Raw genomic sequence first — 23,961 nt, forward strand, 5'->3', positions numbered from 1 at the left:
TGTCGGCACAAATCGTGCAACGTTTCGGGCAACGGTCCATAGGGCCGGCAGAGATCAACAGGACGTCAAACCATCTGGGCAAGAGGACGACAATCATGCGTAGTTCGACAGTTTTTGCGACAATCATTGCGCTCGCAGCCGCCACTCCCGCGCTCGCCGACGACGTCAAGGTCGGCATCGGCATCTCCGGCTGGACCGGCTTTGCGCCGCTAACGCTGGCGAAGGAAGCCGGCATCTTCAAGAAGAACGGCCTCGACGTCACCATCAAGAAAATCCCGCAGAAGGACCGCCACCTCGCCATCGCCTCCGGCGACGTGCAGTGCGCGGCAACCACGGTCGAAACCTGGATCTCCTGGAACGCCAATGGCGTCGCCACCAAGCAGATCTTCCAGCTCGACAAGAGCTATGGCGCCGATGGCATGGCCGTGCGCAACGACGTCTCCTCGATCAAGGAGCTGAAGGGCAAGACGGTTGCGGCCTCCGCGCCCGGCACCTCGCCCTATTTCGCGCTGGCCTGGATGCTGAAGAAGAACGGGCTCACGGTGAAGGACGTCACCGTCGTCAACCTCGAGCCGGCCGCCGCCGCGCAGGCCTTCGTCTCCGGCCAGAACGATGCCGCGATGACCTATGAGCCTTATTTGTCGACCGTGCGCGCCGCACCCGATAAAGGCAAGATCATCGCAACCACGCTGGACTATCCCATCGTGATGGACACGTTCGGCTGCACGCCCAAATTCCTCAGCGAGAACCCGAAGGCGGCGCAGGCGCTGGCCGACAGCTATTTCGAATCGCTCGAGATGATCGCCAAGGACCAGGCCAAGTCCTATGAGATTATGGGCGCCGACGTGAAGCAGACCGGCGAGCAGTTCGGCAACTCGGCAAAGTATCTGCGCTGGCAGGACAAGGCCGCGAACCAGAAGTTCTTCACGGGCGACTTCCTCGCCTTCAACAAGGACGCCACCGAGCTGCTGCTCGACATCGGCATCATCAAGGCAGCGCCGAAGGTCGAGGACCTCTTCGACGCCAGCTTCATCAAGTAAGTCTCTCATGATCGCTGGTCCTGCACAGACGCGGGACCAGCACATGATCGACCATTCGGATCACCTATCGATGCGTCCCCTGGATTCCGTGACATCGAAGCAGCGCGTGGCCTATGGCCTCGCCTTCTTCATACTGTTCGTCGCCCTCTGGTCCTGGGCGACCTTCGGTGGCCATGTGTCGAAGACCTTTCTCGCCAACCCGCTGACCATGGTGCAGGAAGGCTATGACCTGCTGGTCAAGCAAGGTTTTGTGTTCGACATCGGCATGACGATCTGGCGTGTCGTGGGCGGCTTTGCGCTCGCGGCCATCATCGCCGTGCCGCTCGGCGTGCTGATGGGCGCCTACAAGCCGATCGAGGCGTTCCTCGAACCGTTCGTCTCCTTCGCACGCTATCTGCCGGCCTCGGCCTTCATTCCGCTGCTGATCCTGTGGGCTGGCATCGGCGAGTTGCAGAAGCTGCTGGTGATCTTCATCGGCTCGGTGTTCCAGGTCATCCTGATGGTCGCCGTCACCGTCGGCGCGACCCGACGCGATCTGGTGGAGGCCGCCTACACGTTAGGAGCCAGCGACCGCGGCATCATCCGCCGCGTGCTGCTGCCCTCCTCCGCGCCCGAGATCGCAGAGATCCTGCGGCTGGTGCTGGGCTGGGCCTGGACCTATGTCATCGTCGCCGAGCTGATCGGCTCGTCCTCCGGCATCGGGCACATGATCACCGACAGCCAGGCGCTGCTCAACACCGGACAGATCATCTTCGGCATCATCGTGATCGGCCTGATCGGCCTGCTCTCGGACTTCATGTTCAAGGCCTTCAACGCCTGGCTGTTTCCGTGGAGGCTCGCATGACGGTCCTCAGGATCGAGCAGGTCTCGCGCACCTTCCCGGCGCGCCACGGCAATGCACCGACACGCGCGCTGGAGCCGACCGACCTCACCATCGGCAACAACGACTTCGTCACCATCCTCGGCCCGTCCGGCTGCGGCAAGTCTACCTTGCTGCGCATCGTCGCCGGCCTCGACCGTCCGACCAGCGGACGCGTCACGCTCGACGGTCGCGAAGTTACCGGACCCGGCGCCGATCGCGGCATGGTGTTCCAGTCCTACACGCTGTTTCCCTGGCTGACCGTGCGCGAGAACATCGCCTTCGGCCTGCGCGAACGCGGCGTGCCGGAGGCGGAGCGCAACAAGGTCGCCGACGCCTTCATCCGCCAGGTCGGACTTGCCGGCTTCGAGAACCACTGGCCGAAGCAGCTCTCCGGCGGCATGCAGCAGCGCACGGCGATTGCGCGTGCGCTCGCCAATGATCCAAAGATCCTGCTGCTCGACGAGCCCTTCGGCGCGCTCGATAATCAGACCCGCGCCCTGATGCAGGAGATGCTGCTCGGCATCTGGGAGCGCGACCAGAAGACTGTGCTGTTCGTCACCCACGACATCGAGGAAGCGATCTTCCTCGGCAGCCGCGTCATCGTCATGAGCGCCCGTCCCGGCCGTATCAAGGCCGAGATCGCCGTGGACCTGCCGCATCCGCGCTCCTACAAGATCAAGACCACGCCCGAATTCGTTCAGCTCAAGGAACGGCTGGTCGAAGAAATCCGCACCGAGGCGCTGAAGGTTGCTGAACATGCCTGACACCAAGCCGCACGCCAATGGGACGCGCGTTCTCGCCGATCTCAATGCTCTCCGCGCGCTCGGGACCTACAAGACTGGCGTGCACAAGCCGACCTTCTCGGAACCGCACAAGCAGTCGCTGGGCTGGTTGCTGCAGAAGCTGCCTGACGCCGGGCTCACCGGCGCGATCGACGGCATCGGCAATATCATTGGCACCAGTGCGAAGACGGGACCAAAGCTGCTCGCAGGCTCGCACCTGGAAAGTCAGAACTATGCCGGCTGGCTCGATGGGCCGCTCGGCGTCGTCTATGCGCTCGAGGCCGCGCGCGTGCTCAATGCCGATCCCACCGTGAAAGGCGCGGTCGAGGTGGCCGCGTGGGTCGACGAGGAAGGTCACTTCGGCAGCTTTCTCGGCTCGCGCTCTTATGTCGGTCAGGTAAGCGAGGCCGAGATCGACGCGGCGCGCGACCGCACCAATGGACGCCCCATGCGAGATGCACTCGGCGGCATGGGACTTACTGGACGTCCGCGCGTCGCCGCTGAGCCAGGACGGCACATCGGCTACCTCGAGGCGCATATCGAGCAGGGCGACACGCTCGAAAGCGGCAAACTCGCGATCGGCGTCGTAACCTCCATCGTCGGCATCTGGCAATACCGCATCACCTTCACCGGCGAGCAGAATCACGCCGGCACCACGCGCATGGCCGTGCGAAAGGATGCAGGGCTTGCGCTCGCAAAATTTTGCGTGGAGATCGACGAACGTTTCCCCGCCGCGCGCGGCCCGCGCACGGTGTGGACCACGGGCCGTATCACGCTCGATCCGGGCGCACCGAGCATCATTCCCGGCAGCGCGGAGATGCTGTTCCAGATCCGCGACGACGATCCTTCCGTCATCGCGCGGCTGGAAGGATTGCTGCGCAACATGGCGGATGAGGCTGGCACGAAGGGCCCCTGCACCGTCGCCGTGGAAAAGATCCGCACCGGCGCCCCCGCGATGATGAACGCCGGCTTCCAGGATGCGATCGAGGCCGCGAGCAAGGCCCTTGCCGGGGGACGATCGCTGCGCATGCCGAGCGGTGCCGGCCATGATGCGCAGATGCTCGCGACCATCATGCCCGCGGGCATGCTGTTCGTCCCGTCGATCGGCGGCATCAGCCATCACTGGACCGAGAACACGGCGGACGCGGATATCGTCACCGGCGCGCAAGTCTTCGTCGACGCCTGCCGGCGGATTCTCGCCGACGGCACAGCCTAGTCGAGCCACAGCAGGCCGAACGGCGAGGCCCAGATCAGGCCGACTTCTGTGAGCAAAAGGTAGAGCGGCGGACGCTCCTCCGCTCACCCGCTATCCACCACGCACTCAGCACCATCGATGACATACGCCGCGTGACGAAAATCCCTGATGGTGGCGAGCCTCTCGGCAGACCAATTCAGCAGCACGAAATATTTCGGCCGCCCTTTCAGCTCATTGGGATCGAACACCAGGATCGCGGGACGCCCATCGACCTGCCCGGCCACCAGGTGCCAGTCGCTGATCTTCGAATAATTGCCGAAGTAAGTCGACACCTCGGCCTTGCCTTTCAGCCTGGTGCGGTTGACGAGCTCGAGCCTGACGTCGTCGGCGATCATGGCGCGGATCGCGTCGAAGTCGCGAGCATTGAAATGGCCGACATAGGCGTTGAGCCGCATCCGATCGGCGTCCGACAGGCCCGGCCGCGGCGCGTCGTCCGGCTCCTCACCGAACTCACGCAGCTGCGTGCGCCCGCGGTGCAGTGCGGCCTTCACCGCAGGCATGCTAAAATCCATGATGTCGCAGACCTCGGCAAGCGAGCAGCCGAGCACGTCCATCAGGATCACACTGGAGCGCTGCGCCACCGGCAACCGCATGAAGGTGCGCAGGCTGGTCGCGGCAATCTGGCGGCTTTCCACCTCATCGAGCTGGCCGGCGATCATGTCCACCTCCTCAGCCGAATGCAGTGCCTCCTGCCGGTTGCGGCGACGCAGGAAATCCAGCGCGGTGTTGTGCGCGATGCGGAACAGCCAGCCTTGCGGATTGACGACGGGCGAGACTGATGGCAGCGCGTCCATCGCCTTGATCAGCGCATCCTGCAGCACATCCTCACCATCGATGACCGAGCCGACCATGCGGGCACAGTAGCGATGCAGCTTCGGCCGAATCCGCGCCAGCAGGGCCTCGATGTCGACGGTAGCCAGCGGCTCTGGCGCCATTGCTCCTCCACCTCGCCTGGTCAGGACTCGTCCAGCATACGATAATTGCCGACGATCTTCACATCACGAACCAGCGGCGGCTCCGCGCAGCGGTCACGGATGCCGTCCTGGAACGCCTGAAACGCTTTCAGCTTCGGGATCGGGCTCGAGCCGTCTTCGGCCGCGGCCTCGACAAGATGGATGAAGGTGTCATCCTCCAGCCGCAGCGTCAGATAGCGCACGCCGGCGGGCCCCGCCGCCTTCAATTCCGCGAATACGGCGGCAACCAGCTCGGCGTTCCGATCGGCCAGCTCCGGCTTGGCCTTGTATCTGATCAACGTCCTTCTCATTACGCGCTCCTCAGCTCATGTTGCGACCCAGTTGCTCGTCACGCGCCATCGTCGACTTTAGCACGACCTTCCCGGAAGTCCGGGCCGCGATTTTCCCGGATCAAGCTCGCGTCAATGGCCGCGTCACCCCAAAGACGTTTGCCCGTTACCAAAGGATTCGGTCCGCAAAAGATTATTTCCGGGCGCACCCTTTGCCTCGTTGGCCGCGTCTCACCCGCAGAACGCGCCGCGACAGGGCGGCGCGAGACACGGAGAGTGGGCAATGCAGACCCCAACCGATCGCGCCGAGAAGAATTGGGTGCTTGGCGTCACCGCGCTGGCATCCTTCATGATGGCGTTGGACGCCATGATCATTACGACGGCGTTCGCGGCCATCCGCGCCGATTTCGGCAGCCCGGTCGAGACGCTGCAATGGACCGTCAACGCCTTCAACTTGATCTTCGCGGTGCTGCTCCTGACCGGCGCCGCTCTCGGCGATCGCTTCGGTCGCCGCCGCATGTTCGCCGCCGGGATCGCCCTGTTCGTCGTTGCATCGGCCGCCTGTGCGCTGGCAGGCAACGCCGCCGCGCTGATCGCTGCCCGTGCGCTGCAAGGCGCCGGCGCCGCGCTGGTGATGCCGCTTGCGATGGCAATCCTGAGCGGCACGTTCGGCCGGGAGGAGCGCGCCCGCGCGCTCGGCATTTTCGGCAGCCTCACCGGCTGCGCGCTGATCATCGGCCCGGCCATCGGCGGCTTCATCACCGAACATTTCGGCTGGCGCTGGGTGTTCTGGATCAACCTGCCGATCGGCCTGATCGCGATCGCCCTGGTGCGGACACGCTTGCGCGAAAGCTTCGGACCTACTGCCGCGTTGGACATTCCCGGACTACTGCTCGTTGCCCTTTCGGCGCTCGCGCTGGTCTGGAGCCTGTTGCGCGGCAATGCCGTGGGATGGACGAGCGCCGAGGTCATGGGCACGCTGATGTCAGGCCTGGTGTTCACGGCGGGCTTCGTGCTCTGGGAATTGCGCGCGGCCGCGCCGATGGTGCCGATGGGACTGTTTGCGTCGCGCGCCCTCGCCTCGGGCATGGCGGCAAGCGTGCTGTTCTACGCCGCAATGTATGGCGTGTTGTTCCTGCTGCCGCAGTTCCTGCAGACCACGCTGGGCTTCGACGCCTTCAGCGCCGGACTTCGCCTGCTGCCCTGGACGGCGACGCTGTTCGTCACCTCCCCGATCGCCGGCGCAGTCGTCAACAGGCTCGGCGAGCGGCCGCTGGTGGTGATGGGATTGTTGATGCAGGCGATCGGCCTCGGCTGGATCGCTGAGATCGCGAGTCCCGCGGTGACCTACTCCGCTCTGGTGGCACCGCTGGTGCTGGCCGGCGTCGGCGTCTCGATGGCGATGCCGGCCGCGCAGAACGCCATTCTAAGCTCGGTCGCGGTGGCCGAAATGGGCAAGGCGTCCGGCGTCTTCAACATGGGCCGCTTCCTCGGCGGCATGTTCGGCATCGCAGCGCTGGTGGCCAGCTTCTCGGCCCACGGCGGGGCCTACTCGGCCGCGCATTTCGATAGCGGATTCGCCGCGGCGATGCGGCTTGCCGCAACGCTATCACTGGCCGGCGCGATTGCGGGATGTTTCCTGCCGGCACGGCGACGGGCCGCTGTCGCCGCCGCGCCGCAAGACGCGTGACGCTTACAATGATGGGGTTTTGCGATCAAGGCGTCCCGCTGACGCGCTTTTCAAGCTGCAACGTTCGCGCGACCAGGTCATCCAATTCAAAAGACTGGGAGTCGAGAAATGCGACGGACCCATTGCCGGGATCAGCAGCCAGACGACGGGTCTCGGTCAAATGGTGTTTGAGCCAAGTCCTCTGCTCCTGCTGCAATTGCGCCCGCGTCTTGTCCGCGGACCTATGCATAAGGGTCTGATAGGCGGCATTCAGCCTCACGTCCCACTTATCGATCTCGGCTTTGCCGCAATCCGACATTTTGGAGGAAACGCCGTCGGCCTGGGCCACGCACGCATCGAACTCCGCATTCTGCTGCGCGCTTGCAGAAAATGCGGCGACATAGAGCGCTGCTGCCAAAACAAGAGATGATTTCCAGAGCATCGTAACGGTCTCATGCGTCTGTCTGCCGAAACCTGGCCCGCGTGTTATGGCTATTTCGCGACGACTTTGAAAGGCAACGACATTGGCATCGAGAGTCAAAGTGCCGCCACGATGGCAAAGCCGTGCTCTGCACGGCGCAGCCAATCGGCGCCGGTAACAGCTGCCAGGGCACGACCATTGCGATCGCCTTGCTCCAGGCGGACAGGTCGGGCCGAACACCAAGCCCTTCCCGGCTACCCGCGGCATTCAGGCGGAAGCCGCTGCGACTTCGATCGGTGCCCGAGCGCCGGTCATGAAGGCGACCGCATCCGACATTGTGTAGGCCTTGGGATCGATCACCGTGAGCCGGCGACCGAGACGGTGGATATGGATGCGATCGGCGATCTCGAACACATGCGGCATGTTGTGGCTGATCAGGACGACCGAAACGCCTCGCCGCCGCACATCGAGGATCAATTCCAACACGCGACGCGATTCCTTGACCCCGAGCGCTGCGGTCGGTTCGTCCATGATGACAACGCGCGAGCCGAAGGCCGCCGCCCTTGCCACCGCCACGCCCTGGCGCTGACCGCCCGACAAGGTCTCGACGCGCTGGTTGATGCTCTGCACGGTCATGAGACCAAGCTCGGTGAGTTTCTCGCGGGCGATGCGTTGCATGGCCTTGCGATCGAGCATGCGGCAGATCGTGCCGAGCGGCCCGGCCCGGCGCAATTCGCGGCCGAGGAACATATTGTCGGCGATCGATAGGCTCGGCGACAGAGCAAGCGTCTGGTAAACGGTCTCGATGCCGGCCGCCTGGGCGTCGAGTGGCGAACGAAATGCGACCGTCTTGCCGGCGAGCTTGATCTCGCCTGAATCAGGAACGAGTGCGCCTGAGAGCGCGCGGATCAGCGATGATTTTCCGGCACCATTGTCTCCGATCACAGCCAGGATTTCGCCTGGATAGAGATCGAAGTCCGCATTGTCGAGCGCCGTCACACGGCCATAGCGCTTGTTGAGGCCGCGCGCCTGCAGGAGTGGCAATGCTCCGGGAACGTTCGATCCTGTGCTCATGCAGACACCTTGCGAATCCATTGATCAAGCGCCACTGCGATGATGATCAGCCAGCCGACGGCGAATTCCTGCCAGAGCACGTCGACATCGGACAACGCGAGCCCGTTGCGAAATACGCCGACGATCAGAGCGCCGATCAGCGTGCCGATAATCGAACCACGCCCGCCGAACAGACTAGCGCCACCGACGACCACCGCAGTGATGCTGTCCAGATTGGCTGTCTGCCCGGCCTGCGGGCTGATCGAGCCAATGCGCCCGATCAATGCCCATGCGCCAAGTGCGCAAATCACACCGGCGATCACGTAGACACTAAAGAGAATGCGGTCCGTCCGGATGCCGGAAAGCCGCGCCGCATCAGGATCGTCGCCCACCGCGTAGAGATGGCGTCCGAAGGCCGTGCGATTCAGCACGAACCAGATCAACGCCACGAGCCCGACCATGAAGAAGGAGCCGTAGGTGAAACGGGCGCCAAGAACGTTGACCGGCGTTCCCAATGCTTGCAGCAACGGGGCGATTTTCGCGACTTCCTGCGAGCGGATGGTCTCAGACGCCGAATACCAAAGGTTGAGAGCAAAAAAGATCGACCACGTCCCGAGCGTGACGATGAACGGCGGCAGCTTGAGCCGGGTCACCAGCGTACCGTTGAGCACGCCGCAGCCGGCACCCGCGGCAACGCCGACGACGAGCGCGATGGGAGCTGGCAATCCCACGGTGACCGCGAGCTTGCCCATAATGACGGAGCACAGCACCATGATGGCCCCAACCGAGAGATCGATGCCGGCGGTAATCACGATCAACGTCTGTGCCGCCCCGATCACGCCGATGATCGTGACCTGCTGGATGATCAGCGACAGGTTGAACATCGACAGAAAACGCGAGCCGACGGTGAAGCCGAATGCTGCGACGCTGAGCAGGAGCACGATTGCCGGCACCGCCGTCGGATTGGCGTGCAGGAAGTGCTGAAGCTTCTGCAGCGGCGATCGCGCGCGAACCTCGAATTCGGCCACGCGACTCTCGCCCTTGTCGAGCACGAGCTCGAAGGCCTGGGCGGCCGGGCGGCTACTGCCGATATCGGTCATGGCCATTTTCCTCGTTGCATGCGGAGATCTGCCCGTCCAATCGCGGAACGGTTTCCGGCTTTTGGCGCCCGGCTCGCGGGCGCCAATTCTTGCCGTTGGCTACAAGTCGAAGCTGCGATCAGCCCCAGCACTTCTTCAAGGCGGCAGCGCTGTCGATCGATGGCATTTCGCCGACCGGCTTGTCGGTGACGAGCTCGACGCCGGTATTGACGAAGTCGAGACCGGGCGAGGCCTTCGGCTTGCCGCCGCCAGAGGCAAAAGTCTTCACCGCCTCGACGCCCTTCGCCGCCATCAGCAGTGGGAACTGCATTGAGGTGGCGCCGATGACTCCGTCCTTCACGTTGCGCACGCCGGGGCAACCGCCGTCGACGGAAACGATCAGCACATCCTTGTCGCGGCCGACCGAGCGCAGGGCCTCGTAGGCTCCCGCCGCCGCAGGCTCGTTGATGGTATAGACGAGCGAGATCTCGGGATTTTTCTGGAGCAGGTTCTCCATCGCCTTGCGGCCGCCTTCCTCGCTGCCGAGCGTCACATCGTGACCGACGATGCGCGCGTCCTTCTCGTCACCGATCTTGGCGGGGTTACCGAGATCGATGCCAAAACCTTTCAGAAAGCCCTGATCGCGGGCCACATCGACCGAGATCTGGTTCACATTGAGGTCGAGCAGCGCAATCTTCGCCAATGCCGCCTTGGCACCCAGCGTCTTGGCAGCCCATTGGCCGATCATTTCACCTGCCAGAAAATTGTCGGTGGCAAACGTCGCATCCGCCGCATTGGCCGGATCGAGCGGCGTGTCGAGGGCGATAACCAGAATGCCCGCCGCCCGCGCCTTTTCGACAGCCGGGACGATCGCACGGGAGTCGTTCGGCGTGATCAGGATGCCCTTGGCACCGGCGGCGATCAGGTTCTCGATGGCCGCGACCTGGCTCTCGTTGTCGCCATCGACCTTTCCGGCAAACGAGCGCAGCTCGACATCATTCGCCTTCGCCGCCTCGTCGGCGCCGGCCTTCATCTTCACGAAGAACGGATTGGTGTTGGTCTTGGTGATGAGACCCACGATCGGCTTGTCGGCCGCGAAACTGCTCGTGCCGCCCAGAGCCAGCGCGAATGCTGTGAATAGTCCGAGTGACTGACGCATCTATTCCCTCCTCGTTTGACGCCTTGTTGGCCTGCACGGTTTCGACCGCGTGTTGGGGCATCCTAGAGAGCGCCAAACGACCTTGTCAATAAATAAATCATCCCGACTTATTAATTGACAGGCATCGCCGATTGCGTTCATTGTTGCGGCCGACTGCCGGGAATGGGCCAATCGACCTGTCACAAGGACAGATTCCCCATTGTGAGGAGCCGAGAATGGAAGAAACAGCACCGGTTGCTGGAGCTACGGTGGCCTTCCCGGGCGACAGCCGCGGCACCACTCAAAGCGGCGTGCGACTGTACAACGAGCGCCTGATCCTTTCCCTCATTCGGCGCCATCGTAGTCTCGCCAAGGTCGAGATCGCGCGCCTCACTGGCCTTTCGACCCAAACCACGACCGTGATCATCAATCGGCTGGAAGCCGATGGACTGCTCCTACCAGGCGAGCCGCAGCGAGGCCGCATCGGCCAGCCTTCGGTCCCCTATTCGCTCAATCCGGACGGCGCATTCGGATTGGGGCTGATGATCGGCCGGCGCAGCTCGGATCTGGTGTTGATGGACTTCACCGCCGGCATCCGTGCCAGGCGACGCATGATTTATTCCTACCCCGCGCCCGAAGAGATCATGGCCTTTGCCGAACGCGAGATGCCGGGCCTTCTCGCCGAATTGCCCGACGCCCAGCGTGGCAGGATCAGCGGCATCGGCGTCGCAATGCCGTTCGAGTTGTGGAACTGGGAAGCTGATCTGCAGACACCACCCGGCGCGCTCGGCAAATGGCGTGACTTCAACGTCGGCGCCGAACTGTCGCGCCGTTTCGCTCCTTGGCCGGTGCGCGTCTGCAACGACGCGACTTCGGCATGCGCAGCCGAACTCACCTTCGGTACCGGCGCGGCGTATCGGGATTTCGCCTATTTGTACATTGGCACCTTCATCGGCGGCGGCATCGTTCTGAACGGCAGCCTCTTCCCGGGCCGCAGCAGCAATGCCGGCGCGCTCGGCTCCATGCCGATCATGCGACGGGAGGAAAACGGTGAGGCAAGCCTTCAGCAGCTGATCCGCACCGCTTCCATCTATCAGCTCGAGCGCCGGCTGATCGCCGCCGGCCGACCCGGCACCGATATCTGGCTCTCGCCCAACGACTGGTCGAGCTTCGAGGAGCCGCTCGAAGCGTGGCTTTCCGAGGCTGCCGCGGCGCTGGCGCAGGCGATCACCGCCCTGCTCGCAGTGATCGACTTTGAAGCCGTCATCATCGACGGGGCCTTTCCGGTCGATGTGCGCCGTCGTCTCGTCGAGCGCACAAACGAACATTGGACCCGCATGGACCGGCAAGGCCTCACCGACGCTGTGGTGGTGGAAGGCTCGATCGGGCGCGATGCGCGCGCGATCGGCGGCGCGGCGCTGCCGTTGCTCGCGGCGTTCGCTCGCGACCACGACGTGCTCTTCAAGGATTGAGCATGGTCATCCTGATGAACGAGGGTCGCACATCATGATTCTTGTCTGCGGCGAAGCCGTGATCGATCTATTTGTGAGGGCGCACGGCGGGTCCAACATGACGACCCATGCCGTTGCCGGCGGCTCCCCCTTCAATGTTGCTGTTGGCCTCGCCCGGCTCGGGGTTCGAACGGCCCTCCTGAGTGGCATTTCGCGCGATCACTTCGGCGCGTTTCTCGCAGACAGGCTCGCTCGCGAGGACGTCGATGGGCGTTTTGTTGTGCGCACCGATCGGCCGTCCCCGATCTCGATCGTGGTGACGACCGACGATGGCCAGCCGAACTACACTTTCCACGGCGATGGGGCGGCAGACCGCTCGCTAGGGCTTGCCCACCTGCCCCGCACGCTGCCGGACGATATTCAGGCTCTGACCTTTGGCTCCTATTCCATGGCTGTCGAGCCGGTCGGCACCACGTTCGCCGCGCTCGCCGAGCGCGAGCATGGCCGCCGCGTCATCAGCGTCGATCCAAACGTGCGACCGACCGTCGTCGGCAACATGAAAGGCTGGGCCGACGCCGCGGAACGCTTCTACCGAACCGCCACAATGATCAAGGCGAGCGACGAGGATGTCCGCATTGCGTGGGGCGGTCGCGCCTCGATAGCCGATGCGGCCGCCTACTGGCTCGCGTGCGGTGCGCAGCTGGTGGTCGTGACTGAAGGAGCAAAGGGAGCAACCGCCTTTTCGACCACTGGCAGCGTCTCGGTGCCCGGTCGTTCCGCGATCGTGCGCGACACCGTGGGCGCCGGCGACACATTCCACGCCGCGCTGCTTGCGCAGCTTGCGAAAACCGGCCGGCTCCGTCCTGAAGCCATCGCGGCGCTCGACCTGCCGGCAATCCGCGAGTTGCTCGCTTACGCGACGGCTGCCGCGGCCATCACGGTGTCCCGCGATGGAGCCGACCTGCCCACCGCCGCCGATATCGATGCGAGTACGGAGCCATGCCATGCTTGACAGAGTGACGGACACAACGGGGCACATCAAAGGGGTTCGAATTGAAAAGGCGGCGGGCATGACAAGCCGCGTCATCCCGGTGGCCCCCTTCGTCCTGACCGTTTTCGGCGTGACAGGTGATCTCGCACGCCGCAAGCTGTTGCCGGCGCTGTTTCGCCGCGATTTTGCGGGTCAGTTGCCGGATGAAGCAACCATTCTCGGCGTCGCGCGCGGTGCAATGCCGCAGGATGACTTCCTCACGATGGTGCGCGAGGCGATCGTCAAACATGTGCCGGCATCGGAGACGACGGGACCCGAACTCGATCGCTTCCTGGCCCGCATCTCCTACATGGCTGCCGATGCGGAAGGCGAGAACGGCTGGACCGAACTCGCGGGCCTTCTATCAGCCTATGCCGACCGCATCCAGGTCCACTATCTGGCGACGGCACCGCATCTGTTCGGACCGATCTGCGAAAGGCTCGGTCACTACGGTCTTTCAACAGGCGATTCCCGCATCGTCATCGAGAAACCGATCGGCAAGGATCTCGAATCCGCGATCCGGCTCAATCAAGCCGTCGGGATGATCTTCCCGGAGGAGCGCGTCTACCGGATCGATCACTATCTCGGCAAGGAGACCGTGCAAAATCTGATGGCGCTGCGCTTTGCCAATGCGCTGTTCGAACCGCTGTGGAATGCAGCCCACATCGACCATGTGCAGATCACAGTCGCCGAGTCCATCGGCGTGGAGGAACGCGGCCCCTACTACGACAAATCCGGCGCGCTGCGCGACATGGTTCAGAACCACCTTCTGCAGCTGCTCTGTCTGGTGGCGATGGAGCCGCCACATTCGCTCGAAGCCGATGCCGTACGCGACGAGAAACTCAAGATCCTGAAATCGCTCGAGCGGATCGACGAGACAAACGCGGCGTCCCTGACCGTGCCGGGTCAATACCGCCCGGGCGCATGCAACGGCATCGCCGTCCCCGGTTACGCGGAAGAGATCGATGATCGCCAAAGCTCGACCGAGACTTTCGTCGCGCTCAAGGCTGCCGTTGCGAATTGGCGCTGGACCGGCGTTCCCTTCTACCTGCGCACGGGAAAGCGGCTGCAGCAGCGCAGTTCCGAGATCGTCGTGACCTTCAGAAAGGTTCCGCATTCGATCTTCAATTTGAATTCGGGAAAGGCGGTGCAGACGAGGCTCGCCATCCGCCTGCAGCCTGACGAGGGAATCAAGCTCTGGCTCATGATCAAGGAGCCCGGACCGGGCGGCATGCGATTGCAGTATGTCCCTCTCGACATGAGCTTTGCGGAAGCGTTCGACGTCTCGGTACCGGACGCTTACGAACGGCTATTGATGGACGTGGTCCGCGGAGACGCGACCCTGTTCATGCGCCGGGACGAAGTCGAGGCGGCTTGGCGCTGGATCGACCCGATCCGTCAGGCGTGGAGCCAGACGAATGAAATCCCGCGCCCCTATGTTGCCGGCAGCTGGGGTCCCTCCGCTGCCGTCGCACTGATCGAACGCGACGGTCGAACATGGATGGAGGACGGTCCGTGACCACGGGGCAGTGCATCGCCAATGCCAAACCCGCAAACAGGAGGCCAGTATGACGATCGCAGCAAGGGTCAATGCGCGGGTCGGCGAGGTGACGGATCGCATCATCAGGCGCAGCCACGATAGCCGACAACGGTATCTCGACCGCGTTGCGAACGCGGCGAGCGCGCCGGTACGCCGGCGGCTGGGATGCGCCAACCAGGCCCATGCCTTCGCGGCTTGCGGCGCGCACGACAAAACCCTGATGCAGGATGGTCGCGTCCCCAGTCTCGGAATTGTCACGGCCTACAACGATATGCTGTCGGCGCATCAGCCCTACGAACGTTTCCCTGAGCTCATCCGACGGAGCGCGCGCGAAGCCGGTGGCGTTGCCCAGGTCGCAGGCGGAGTTCCGGCCATGTGCGACGGCATCACCCAGGGCGAAGCGGGAATGGAGCTCTCGCTGTTCTCGCGCGAGGTCATAGCCTTGTCCACCGCGGTCGCGCTGTCACACCAGACTTTCGACGCCGCGGTATTTCTCGGTATTTGCGACAAGATCGTGCCGGGCCTCGTGATCGGCGCCCTCTCGTTCGGGCATCTCCCTGCAGTCTTCATTCCTTCAGGCCCGATGACGTCGGGCCTGGCCAATGACGCAAAAGCAAAGATCCGGCAGGCTTACGCGGAAGGAAAGGTCGGCCGCGACGCTTTGCTGCAAGCCGAGGCGCAGGCCTATCACGGCGCGGGGACCTGTACTTTCTACGGGACCGCCAATACCAACCAGATGCTGATGGAGATCATGGGCCTGCAGCTGCCGGGCGCATCCTTCGTGAATCCGAACACGCCCTTGCGCGATGCGCTCACCTGTGCCGCGACCGAGCGCGCATTGGACATCACTTCGCTCGGCAATCAATACATCCCGATCGGTCGCGTACTCGACGAGCGCGCCTTCGTCAACGGCATCGTCGGACTGCATGCCACCGGCGGTTCGACCAATCTGACGCTGCATCTGGTTGCCATGGCCGCGGCGGCCGGCCTCACTTTGACCTGGGACGATTTCGCCGACCTTGCCGAGGTGACGCCGCTGATCGCGCGCATCTATCCCAACGGCTCCGCAGACGTGAACCATTTTCATGCCGCCGGCGGGATGAGCTTCCTGGTCCGGCAGTTGCTTGCTGCCGGGCTCCTGCACAGCGACGCCCTGACCGTCTGCGGCGCCGGGCTTGATGCGTACCTGCAAGAGCCGCGGCTCGATGCCGAGGGAGCGCTGACGTGGCACGATGGGCCGGCTGCAAGCGGCGATTCTGCCGTGCTCCGAGAGATCGGTGACCCGTTCCAGGCATCAGGCGGCCTTCGGGTTCTGAACGGCAATCTCGGACGCGCCGTCGTCAAGACATCCGCGGTCGCGCCGCAGCGCCATGTGATCGAAGCGCCGGCTCGCGTCTTCCATTCCCAGGAGGATCTGCAACGGAGCTTCGCTGCAGGCGAGCTCACGAATGATCTGATTGCCGTGGTGCGCTTCCAGGGTCCCAAGGCAAACGGAATGCCGGAGCTGCACAAGCTGATGCCGCTCCTTGGCGTCCTTCAGGACCGCGGGCTGAGAGTGGCACTTGTGACGGATGGGCGGCTTTCGGGCGCCTCGGGTAAGGTTCCCACGGCCATACACGTCACGCCTGAAGCGGCTGACGGCGGTGAGATTGCGCGGATTCGCGATGGCGACGTCATCAGGCTCGACGCCAAATCCGGTCGGCTTGACGTGCTCGTCGCCCCGAGCGAGTGGGCCATGCGAACCTGCGCGCAAGCCGATCTCTCCGCGGCGCATACAGGGATTGGCCGCGAGCTCTTCGGCTTCTTCCGCGAGCGCGTCAGCTGCGCAGATCGCGGCGCAAGCGTTTTTGTGGCGTAAATGCAATAGGCGGCCAGCGGAGTTGAGATTTCGATACGTCTACGGACCGCCGCGCGCCGTAGAGGAGGTGTCTTGCTTGCGGAGGAGACGATCAGTCAGCTGTTGCACGGGAATACGCAACCAACGCAATACCGGCATTCGGCTCGAGCTACGATTTGATTGGTGCGCGCCGTACGATCGTTTGGGGGCTGACGTGGTCAGCCCCCAAACGCATCTTGAGACAAGCGAACTCGTTCGATCTCAATGCGCCATAGCGGCACCCGCTATCAGATTTGACTGGCTAGGATTACCGCCGCCCGGCTGGACTTTCACGCCACCCATCGAAGTGCCACCCTCACGCGTGTCCGAGCTGCCGCCGTCGCCATTCTCCTTGCGCGCGAGGATCGATCCCGCCGCCAGCGTGCCGTCGTTACCGACATGATTATTGTCGCCACGACCGTCATTGCCGTCTCCATTGCCGGTGCGGCCGGACGTTGTGCCAGGCGCAAGCTGGCTGGCTTGGCTGCTCGCGGACTCGGTGCCGTTGTTGTCCGTGCCGCCACCCTGGCCCATTCTGCCGAGCGAGCTGCCGGCCGCGATGCCGCCGATGTCATGGCTGTTGCTGGAGTCGTCGTTGGGCGTGTTGTTCTTGCCGTCGCCGCCGGTCGTCGTCGTGTTGGTCCAGATGACTGTCCCGGTATTGGGGACGTAACTGGTGGTCTTCGTCGTCGTCTTGCCATCCTTGGTGGTGTGCACGATCGTCGTCTGGTCGAGCGTGTCGCTGCTCGCGTTGGTTACGACGACCGTGCCGCCGTTCCCGTCCGATCCCTTCGACGTCCAGACCTTCATCGGCTTTCCCGTGTTGACGACGGGATCGACCGGCTTGCCGGTGTTGACGAAGTTCGCGCCTGCAGCGCCGCTACCCGTTTCGGCACCATGCTTGTCCGATTCCCGTTCGCCGGGTGTGAGGCCGGCCGACGTATTGAGCGAATTGACGCCGCCCTTGGTGGCTTGATTCAGCAGTTGCTGGTCCGCTTTCTCCAACTCGGAGAGTTTCTTGTTGGCGTCGTCGACGCCATGCTGGTCCATGGACCCTGGCACATTCAAATGCCCGGCGCCTCCGGTGCCATCGCCAAAGCCCGGCACTTCACGCGGCCCGTGCTGGTTGAATTGCGAGCCGGGAAGATTGACGTCCGGTCCGTCCGGATTCTTCACGCCGGGCACTTTCGGAATGCCACCCGACTGGTTCTGTCCCACGACGAGTCCATCCGCTCCGGCCACGTTGGGCACGTTGTTCGTCGTGCCAGGCCTCGGCAGCCTGCCGCGCAGTTCTTCGGCATTCCTGATCGCGGCGATGGAATCGTTCGACCTGACAATCCCGGCGGCATCGATGAATGGACGCTGGATGCCGGTGGCGGCCGAAGCGGCGGGATTGATCATGACGCGCGAGCCCGGTTGAAAGATGGTGCCGCCACCGGTCGTTTGTTGCTCGACCCTCGGCGGCAGTGGTTGCGGGTTGATCGAGCTTTTCGCGCCCGGTGCCACGCTCTGCCCGCCATTCAGAATTATTTTTCCCCGTTCGGATACAGCTGTGGTCGAACTGACCGAAGCAGGTCGATCGAACCGGCCGCCGTTGAAGCTGATCATCGATCGCGCGGGAGCCTGTGGCATGGCGGCGACCATAGGCGGTCTGGATGCAAACGCGGCGCCGCCGCCAAATCCGCCGAAGCCGTGGGCAGACGCCGGGCCAACGGCCGTCAGCGAACCGACAGCGATGAAGATGGTGGTTGCAAGCAACATCGAACGACGAGACATGATAGGCTCCTATTTTGACAGGATGTGACTATTCACACCTTGCCTTTCAGTCGCCGCAGCCACTTCGCGCGTTTTTTGGATTCAGATGCATTTACAGGCGTTTACATCCGGTTCACCGCCCATTAATCGCGCCGCATCCAGATTTGGCGAATTTTTTCGGCGTGCGCTGTGCGAGGTGATGATCTTGCGGCCCGCGCGCCATCGCCGCGCCGAACCGCTTTCAAGAGTTTTTGCTATAGTTGCCCGTGAGGGGGAGCCGATGAGCATGTCGCCTGAGAGGGGATCCGATCGCCGAGAAGAGTCCGTGTCAGCGGATCTTGTTGGCGCATGGTGAAACCGGGAATCCTGATCGTTGCAGACGATGCCTCGCTTCGCGCGACGGTTGCCCGCTGGCTGATTCAGGCCGGCTACGCCGTCGAACTCGCCGAGAGCCCGAAGCGTGCGCACGAGGTCGTTGCAAAAGCTACCATCGCCCTGGCGATTGTGGCACCGCAGGGCTCGGGTATCGAACTCGCACACAAGCTTGAGGACGCGGTCGAGCACGTCATGTTTTTCGGGACGCCCGACAACATCGCTGCGGCCGGTGAACCGCCAGTCTCGTCGGATCTCTGCATCACGCTGCCATTGAGCGAGCAGGACGTGCTGGCCAAGGTCAAGTCCGTGCTGCGTCCGGTCGCGGCCCGCGAAGCGCCTTCCACCCCGCAGCTCCTCCGCTTCGAGGGCTATACGCTCGACGCCGGTGCACGCACCTGCCTCGACGCGCGGGGCAAGGAAATGACGCTGACCCGCGCGGAGTTTTCCCTGTTGCTGGCGTTCGCGCAAAACCCGGGCCGCGTGCTCTCGCGCGACGAACTCACGCGCGTCGTGACCGGTCGCGGCGCGGAGCCCGAAGACCGCAGTGTCGACGTGCTGATCTCGCGCCTGCGGCGCAAGATCGAGACGGACCCAAAAACACCGCGGCTCGTCGTGACCGTACCCGGCGAGGGTTACAGGTTCACCGCCCGACCGCAGGCCATCATCGCGCCCGATCAGCCTGCAACGGCCCAGTCGGCAGCGGTCCAGGCATCGGATGCACCTGCCCCGCCTTTCGATCGACAACGATCGAACAGATTGCCGGTGTTCGCTGTGGCTGCTGCGCTCGCCGTCGTACTGGTCATGACCGTCGTTGGGTGGAAGGAGTGGAGCAATCGGGAGGCCCTGAAACGAGATGCCCAGTCGCCGACGCTCGCGGCCTCGCCAGACTTGCGGCCTTCGCCAACGCCCTCGCAATCAACGACTTCGCGCGAAGAGCAGCGCGCGACCGTCTACAAGCGCATGGTCGCGGCGCTGCAGGACAATCAATACACTTGGCGCACGGTCGAGCGACTGGCGATCCTGTCCGGCGTCGACGAGAGCGAGGCGCACGAAATATTGGCGGAACACCCGAACGAGGTCGTGCTCGGAAAATCGCAGGAGGGCAAGCTACTTGCTAAATTGGCCGGGCGCTCAGGCGCGGCGTCCGACTTGAAGTGACAGACGTCGCGCGCTTTGCCGGCGGCGTCATTGATGATCGGTACATGGTATTCAAAGGAAATCGGAGGCAACACGTTGGCGCGTTGCCTCCGCCTGCACAAGTCCCCGCGGCTTCATTTGGACTGATCCGCGGTCCGAACCGCGTCATTGTAGACGACCGGCGCCCAGGCGAAGGTGCCCAGCCCGCATTGGAGCCAGATCTTCTGGTAGCCGAGATAGAACATGGCAACTTCTTCGACGTTGCGCGCGGCGGCCACTTTTCCGTCCGTCGCCAGATCCTGAATCATCTGCCGAAGCTCGGCGACCTTTGCGCGGTCATCGTTCGAGAGTTGGGCGTTGGGCAGCAATTCGTCGATTCCCGCTGCGAGTGCAGGAATGGCATCGGCCTGGCACTGCGGAGCAGCGGGCTGTGCACTGACAGCGGGTCTCGTTTGCGCGGTGACGCCGGCGCTGCTTGCATTGGCCACGTGCACCGGGAGATCGGCGGGGACGGCTACCGGCACCGGAACGGCGACCGGGGGCGTCAGGATCACGATCGGACCGTGGCCCTTATCTGAATCATCATCGTCCTTCTTCTGCTTCGGCGGACACTTGTACGGATTGAGCGGGCAGACATTGTCGACGCCGGGACCAGGCTTGTAGGGCGGCGGCGGCAATTCCGAGACCGGGATCTGCGGCGGCTTCATCGTCGGGCTCCCGACGGGAAGCTTCGACACCGGGATCTCGGCCCTACCGTCGAGTGAAGTCTTCGCCTGGCCCGGCGGAATTTTCATCGGCACCTCGGGCGCAGGGGGGGTGGGTTTCTTGGGGGCCAACACATGAACGGCGTCCTGGCTCGCCTGCACGCCGGTTGTTGGGTGAAGTTGCCCGGCGATGTGCGGGCTGACGCCACCAAAGACCTGCGACGGCAAGGCCGCTGCCGGGGTGGCGGCGGAAGCGATGGTGGTGACACCGAGGGCAATCGCCATAAGGGTCGAAGTGCGTAACATGACTGTCTCCAGGGTTGGTTCGCGGCGGTTGAACATCCGGAGCTCACCGCCGTCGGGATGGGATGTGACCATTCACACCTGCACATCTGTACTCCCGCCACATCACGCCGTTCACGAGATTCCCAAGCGTTTACAGGTGTTTACACCATGTTAACCGGCCGTTTACGCACCAGCTCGCCGCTTTGGCTCACGGCCGCGGAGGCGGGCTGCGTCCTGCCCTCTGAATGCTCTCCATGTCGTGAGGCGCAGATCGTCGTGTGGTGTCCGCCGGCAGGATCGGAGGCACGAAAAGAAACAGGCCGCCCAATGAGGCGGCCTGTTCTCTGCCGATGATGATCTGATCCAGCGCCCGAACGAGCGACACGTGCCAACACGCTGCCGTTACCCGTTGGGCCAGCAGTACTTGCCCTCGTAGCCCAGATGGGTTCCGGCCGGACAAGCACGCGGACGATTGGGCCAGCAATATTTGCCCTCGTAGCCGGCATGCGTGCCCGGAGGACACGACAGCGCAGCCTCGATGATGTTCGCCCCGATCGACAGCGAAACGCCGTCGAACGGGGAAGCGGTGGCAACTCCGGTCGAGATGGCGAGAGCCAGAGCGCTTCCAGCGAGAAGCAACTTCGCGTTCGAGAGGATTGATTTGCGGGACATGACGATCTCCTTTGGTTGGTTCGAGATGGGTTGAGCATCCGGGGCTCGCGGCCCGTTGGGATGGATGTGAACATTCACACCATGCCCATCTGTCATCGGGCCCGGCTTCGAAGTTCGCCAGATTTGCGAGCTTTTACTGCCGTTTACATGCGGTTCACTGGCCATTAACGCGCCCCGCGAAACCACCGTCGGCCTGGAATGACTACCGCCTGCGCAAGACCCGTGCACAATGCGGCCGTGCCACGTGGACCTTTGCAGAAGGACAACGCCGTGATGGGTGCCCGCCTTGCGATCCTGCTTGCGACGTTCGTCTGCATGGCGGCCTCGCCCGCATGGTCCGACGATCTCACGGAGACGCCTGTGTCGTTTCCCGTCACCATCGGGGCGAATACGGTTCGTCTGGAGGGGCTCGTCGTGAAAAGGTCCGACGCCCAGGGCCGGTTACCGATCGCCCTCTTTACCAACGGCGGCGCAGCAACCGCGACGGCCGGAGCGACCGTGACCACGGCAACCTACGCACATAACGCGCGGGACATGGCGCGACGTGGGTGGCTGGCGGTCGTCTTGATAAGGCGCGGCTTTGGCAGCTCCGAAGGCCCGAAACCGACACCGGTCGCGTGCCAGCCAGCTTCATTCGACGCATGGGCGACCACGGCGGCGGACGATCTGCAGTCAACCATCGGTGACATTTCGCAACGGCCCGACGCCGACGCTAGCAGAGTGATTGTAATCGGATCCGAAATAGCGGGCGTCGCGGCCGTGGCGCTGTCCGCGCGCAACCCGCGCGGACTCCTTGGAGTCGTTTCAATCTCGGGCGGGCTTCAGTCTGAATCGAACTGCCCGATGAATGACGTCCTGATCGACGGATACAGGAAATTCGGGAGCACGAGCCGCGTACCGAACCTCTGGATCTATTCCAAGAGCGACAAGATATTCGGCCCCGATCTTGCCGAGCGTTTGCACACCGCATTTCTCGACGCCGGCGGCGATGTCAAATTCGTCATGTTCTTCCACGACGGCGACGTGGGCACCCCCATCTTCGGCCAGGCGACCCGGGCCTGGTATGTGCAAATGGATGGCTTCCTGCGGGCAAGAAACCTGCCGACCTGGGGAATGACGGACGTGAAGGATGTGATCGACAGACTGAAAATTACGGACAGGATCGAACGAGAGAATCTTCAAGGGTTTCTCGTGCAATATTATTCGGCACCGGGCGAAAAGGCGCTCGCCTTCTCGCCGACCTTGCAAGCGGCATGGGTCCGTCCCCAAAACAAGCTCGGCGCTGAGCCGCGCCTGCCGGTGACCTATCAAATCAGCTCCAAAAGCCTGGACGACGCTCGCAGCGGCGCCCTGGCGACTTGCCAGAAAGCCGCACAGGACTGCGCCATCGTCATGGAGAACTTTCATTGGATCGGGGAAGAACGATGATTGGCGAGCGAAAGTCCGAGCGGGCCGCAACATCGCAGCTCTGCGCCAAGGCAATTACCGTAGCGATCGCCCTGTCGATCGGGATGGTGACATCGGCGATATCAGGTGACCTGGTTCAGGAACGGCAATATCTGCGCGTCAATATCGGAGGCAAGGACGTCCGTCTGGAAGCGCTGTTTGTCAAACGCGCCGATGCCAGGGGACGATTGCCGATTGTCTTCTTCAATCACGGCAGGCCCGCCTATCGTGAAATGACGTTGGATCAAAGTCTCACCGTCAACGATCCCGGCATCAATCTGTTGGCTGACATGGCACGGCGGGGCTGGCTCGCCGTGGCGATCCATCGGCGCGGGTACGGACTATCCGACGGTCCGGCCCAGGCGGATTCGTCATGTGCAGCGGATGCATTCATGGCGTGGATGAATGCGGACGCCGACGATATCGAAGCATCAATCGGAGTCGTCGCGAAGCGGCCAGATGCCGATCCAACAAGAATGATTGCGGTGGGTGGATCGGCAGGCGGCGCAGCCTCCGTCGCGCTGGGCGCGCGGAACCTTCCAGGTCTCGCGGCCGTCGTCAACATCGCCGGCGGCGAGCATTGGGCCGGCTGCGCGGCCGTGCGCGAATCCATTCCCGTCGATTTCAGGAACCTCGGCGCGCGGAGCCACACTCCTAATCTCTGGCTGTTTGCGAAGAATGATCTCAATCATCCGCCCGATCAGATCGAGGTCATGCGGTCGTCATTTGCTGGAGCCGGAGCCGATCTCAAGCTCGTACTGCTCGAGCCGATCGGCGAGGACGGGCATACCGGGATGTATTCGATCGTCGGTCGAACGCAGTGGCTGGTGGAGCTCGACAGTTTTCTCAGGGCGCACAATCTTCCGACCTGGCCGATCTTCAACGTGGACGTCGTGCTGCAGAAACTGCAGTGGCCGCAGTCGTTGCGCGCCTATGTACAGGCCTATCTGGCCGCTCCAGGCGAAAAGGCCTTGGCGCGAACGCCCGGAAAACAGAATGCCTCATACCAGAGCGCGCTCACTCTCGACGACGCGCGCAAGCTCGCCCTGGACGCCTGTCAACGAAAGGGCGAGCCTTGCGTGATCGTGATGGAAGACGATCGCTGGACTGGATCGCTATGAGCAAGACCCCACCAGTCGAGGTTAGAA

Annotated in this window: 22 protein-coding genes; 13 read left to right on the forward strand and 9 right to left on the reverse strand. The window is 63.4% G+C overall.

The features are described from left to right. The first annotated feature begins 95 nt into the window (after positions 1-95). The 4 genes from L6637_RS14410 (at position 96) to L6637_RS14425 (ending at position 3,900) form a co-directional block, all read left to right on the forward strand. Positions 96-1,040, forward strand: a complete 945-nt coding sequence (locus L6637_RS14410; RefSeq protein ID WP_237870999.1) for an ABC transporter substrate-binding protein — start codon at positions 96-98, stop codon at positions 1,038-1,040. A gap of 70 nt (positions 1,041-1,110) precedes the next feature. After that, positions 1,111-1,884, forward strand: a complete 774-nt coding sequence (locus L6637_RS14415; protein ID WP_237871475.1) for an ABC transporter permease — start codon at positions 1,111-1,113, stop codon at positions 1,882-1,884. After that, positions 1,881-2,666 carry an ABC transporter ATP-binding protein gene (locus tag L6637_RS14420; RefSeq protein WP_237864792.1) on the forward strand — a complete coding sequence of 262 codons (786 nt, stop codon included), beginning with the start codon at positions 1,881-1,883 and terminating at the stop codon, positions 2,664-2,666. Before L6637_RS14415 ends, L6637_RS14420 begins: the two co-directional genes overlap by 4 nt. Continuing rightward, positions 2,659-3,900: a Zn-dependent hydrolase gene (locus L6637_RS14425; RefSeq protein WP_237871002.1), complete on the forward strand. Its 1,242-nt coding sequence runs from the start codon at positions 2,659-2,661 to the stop codon at positions 3,898-3,900. Before L6637_RS14420 ends, L6637_RS14425 begins: the two co-directional genes overlap by 8 nt. An 83-nt stretch (positions 3,901-3,983) precedes the next feature. On the opposite strand, the gene L6637_RS14430 is transcribed toward L6637_RS14425, so the two are convergent. Together L6637_RS14430 and L6637_RS14435 are read right to left on the reverse strand one after the other, a co-directional pair. Then, entirely contained in the window at positions 3,984-4,874 is an 891-nt protein-coding gene (locus tag L6637_RS14430; protein WP_237871004.1) for an RNA polymerase sigma factor, read from the reverse strand. A gap of 20 nt (positions 4,875-4,894) precedes the next feature. After that, positions 4,895-5,203 (reverse strand): hypothetical protein, encoded by a 309-nt coding sequence (locus L6637_RS14435; protein WP_237864795.1) that lies wholly within the window; start codon positions 5,201-5,203, stop codon positions 4,895-4,897. Positions 5,204-5,465: 262 nt separating this feature from the next. Here L6637_RS14435 and L6637_RS14440 point away from each other — a divergent pair, with 262 nt between their 5' ends. Next, positions 5,466-6,872, forward strand: coding sequence for an MFS transporter (locus L6637_RS14440; protein WP_237871006.1), 1,407 nt, complete (start codon positions 5,466-5,468; stop codon positions 6,870-6,872). A 25-nt stretch (positions 6,873-6,897) separates the two neighbouring features. Here the strand turns inward: L6637_RS14440 and L6637_RS14445 are convergent, their stop codons facing one another. The 4 genes from L6637_RS14445 to L6637_RS14460 form a co-directional block, all read right to left on the reverse strand. After that, positions 6,898-7,293, reverse strand: a complete 396-nt coding sequence (locus L6637_RS14445) for a lysozyme inhibitor LprI family protein (protein WP_237871008.1) — start codon at positions 7,291-7,293, stop codon at positions 6,898-6,900. A 246-nt stretch (positions 7,294-7,539) separates the two neighbouring features. Continuing rightward, the gene (locus L6637_RS14450) at positions 7,540-8,346 is read right to left on the reverse strand and encodes an ATP-binding cassette domain-containing protein (protein ID WP_237871010.1); all 807 of its coding nucleotides are present in this window, start codon (positions 8,344-8,346) and stop codon (positions 7,540-7,542) included. Continuing rightward, positions 8,343-9,425: an ABC transporter permease gene (locus L6637_RS14455; protein ID WP_237864799.1), complete on the reverse strand. Its 1,083-nt coding sequence runs from the start codon at positions 9,423-9,425 to the stop codon at positions 8,343-8,345. Before L6637_RS14455 ends, L6637_RS14450 begins: the two co-directional genes overlap by 4 nt. Before the next feature lie 118 nt (positions 9,426-9,543). Further along, positions 9,544-10,563 carry a sugar ABC transporter substrate-binding protein gene (locus L6637_RS14460; RefSeq protein ID WP_237871012.1) on the reverse strand — a complete coding sequence of 340 codons (1,020 nt, stop codon included), beginning with the start codon at positions 10,561-10,563 and terminating at the stop codon, positions 9,544-9,546. Positions 10,564-10,778: 215 nt separating this feature from the next. Between L6637_RS14460 and L6637_RS14465 the strand changes: the two genes are divergently transcribed. Genes L6637_RS14465 through edd form a run of 4 tightly spaced genes read left to right on the forward strand, consistent with a single transcriptional unit; the run spans position 10,779 to position 16,421 of the window. After that, complete coding sequence (locus L6637_RS14465; RefSeq protein ID WP_377802937.1) at positions 10,779-12,014, forward strand: ROK family transcriptional regulator; 1,236 nt, start codon at positions 10,779-10,781, stop codon at positions 12,012-12,014. Continuing rightward, entirely contained in the window at positions 11,935-13,005 is a 1,071-nt protein-coding gene (locus L6637_RS14470) for a carbohydrate kinase family protein (RefSeq protein ID WP_237871016.1), read from the forward strand. The genes L6637_RS14465 and L6637_RS14470 overlap by 80 nt, the downstream gene beginning before the upstream one ends. Positions 13,006-13,063: 58 nt before the next feature. Next, positions 13,064-14,542 (forward strand): glucose-6-phosphate dehydrogenase, encoded by a 1,479-nt coding sequence (gene zwf, locus L6637_RS14475; RefSeq protein ID WP_237871018.1) that lies wholly within the window; start codon positions 13,064-13,066, stop codon positions 14,540-14,542. Between the two features lie 49 nt (positions 14,543-14,591). Next, positions 14,592-16,421, forward strand: coding sequence for a phosphogluconate dehydratase (gene edd / locus L6637_RS14480; RefSeq protein ID WP_237871020.1), 1,830 nt, complete (start codon positions 14,592-14,594; stop codon positions 16,419-16,421). Between the two features lie 240 nt (positions 16,422-16,661). Here edd and L6637_RS14485 read toward each other — a convergent pair whose 3' ends face one another. After that, positions 16,662-18,047 (reverse strand): hypothetical protein, encoded by a 1,386-nt coding sequence (locus L6637_RS14485; RefSeq protein WP_237871022.1) that lies wholly within the window; start codon positions 18,045-18,047, stop codon positions 16,662-16,664. Between L6637_RS14485 and L6637_RS14490 the strand changes: the two genes are divergently transcribed. After that, complete coding sequence (locus L6637_RS14490; protein ID WP_237871024.1) at positions 18,034-18,243, forward strand: hypothetical protein; 210 nt, start codon at positions 18,034-18,036, stop codon at positions 18,241-18,243. The two genes, L6637_RS14485 and L6637_RS14490, sit on opposite strands and share 14 nt — an antisense overlap. Positions 18,244-18,542: 299 nt before the next feature. Further along, complete coding sequence (locus tag L6637_RS14495) at positions 18,543-19,727, forward strand: response regulator transcription factor (protein WP_237871026.1); 1,185 nt, start codon at positions 18,543-18,545, stop codon at positions 19,725-19,727. A 113-nt stretch (positions 19,728-19,840) separates the two neighbouring features. Here the strand turns inward: L6637_RS14495 and L6637_RS14500 are convergent, their stop codons facing one another. Next, positions 19,841-20,752: a hypothetical protein gene (locus tag L6637_RS14500; protein WP_237871027.1), complete on the reverse strand. Its 912-nt coding sequence runs from the start codon at positions 20,750-20,752 to the stop codon at positions 19,841-19,843. A gap of 345 nt (positions 20,753-21,097) precedes the next feature. Further along, positions 21,098-21,367, reverse strand: a complete 270-nt coding sequence (locus L6637_RS14505; protein ID WP_237864808.1) for a hypothetical protein — start codon at positions 21,365-21,367, stop codon at positions 21,098-21,100. Positions 21,368-21,619: 252 nt separating this feature from the next. Between L6637_RS14505 and L6637_RS14510 the strand changes: the two genes are divergently transcribed. Together L6637_RS14510 and L6637_RS14515 are read left to right on the forward strand one after the other, a co-directional pair. Next, entirely contained in the window at positions 21,620-22,795 is a 1,176-nt protein-coding gene (locus tag L6637_RS14510) for an alpha/beta hydrolase family protein (protein WP_237871029.1), read from the forward strand. Further along, on the forward strand, positions 22,792-23,934 hold the full coding sequence (locus L6637_RS14515) for a dienelactone hydrolase family protein (protein WP_237871031.1): 1,143 nt from the start codon (positions 22,792-22,794) through the stop codon (positions 23,932-23,934). Before L6637_RS14510 ends, L6637_RS14515 begins: the two co-directional genes overlap by 4 nt. Positions 23,935-23,961: the final 27 nt, after the last annotated feature.

The organism is Bradyrhizobium zhengyangense, assembly GCF_022012435.1.
Lineage (GTDB): Bacteria > Pseudomonadota > Alphaproteobacteria > Rhizobiales > Xanthobacteraceae > Bradyrhizobium > Bradyrhizobium zhengyangense.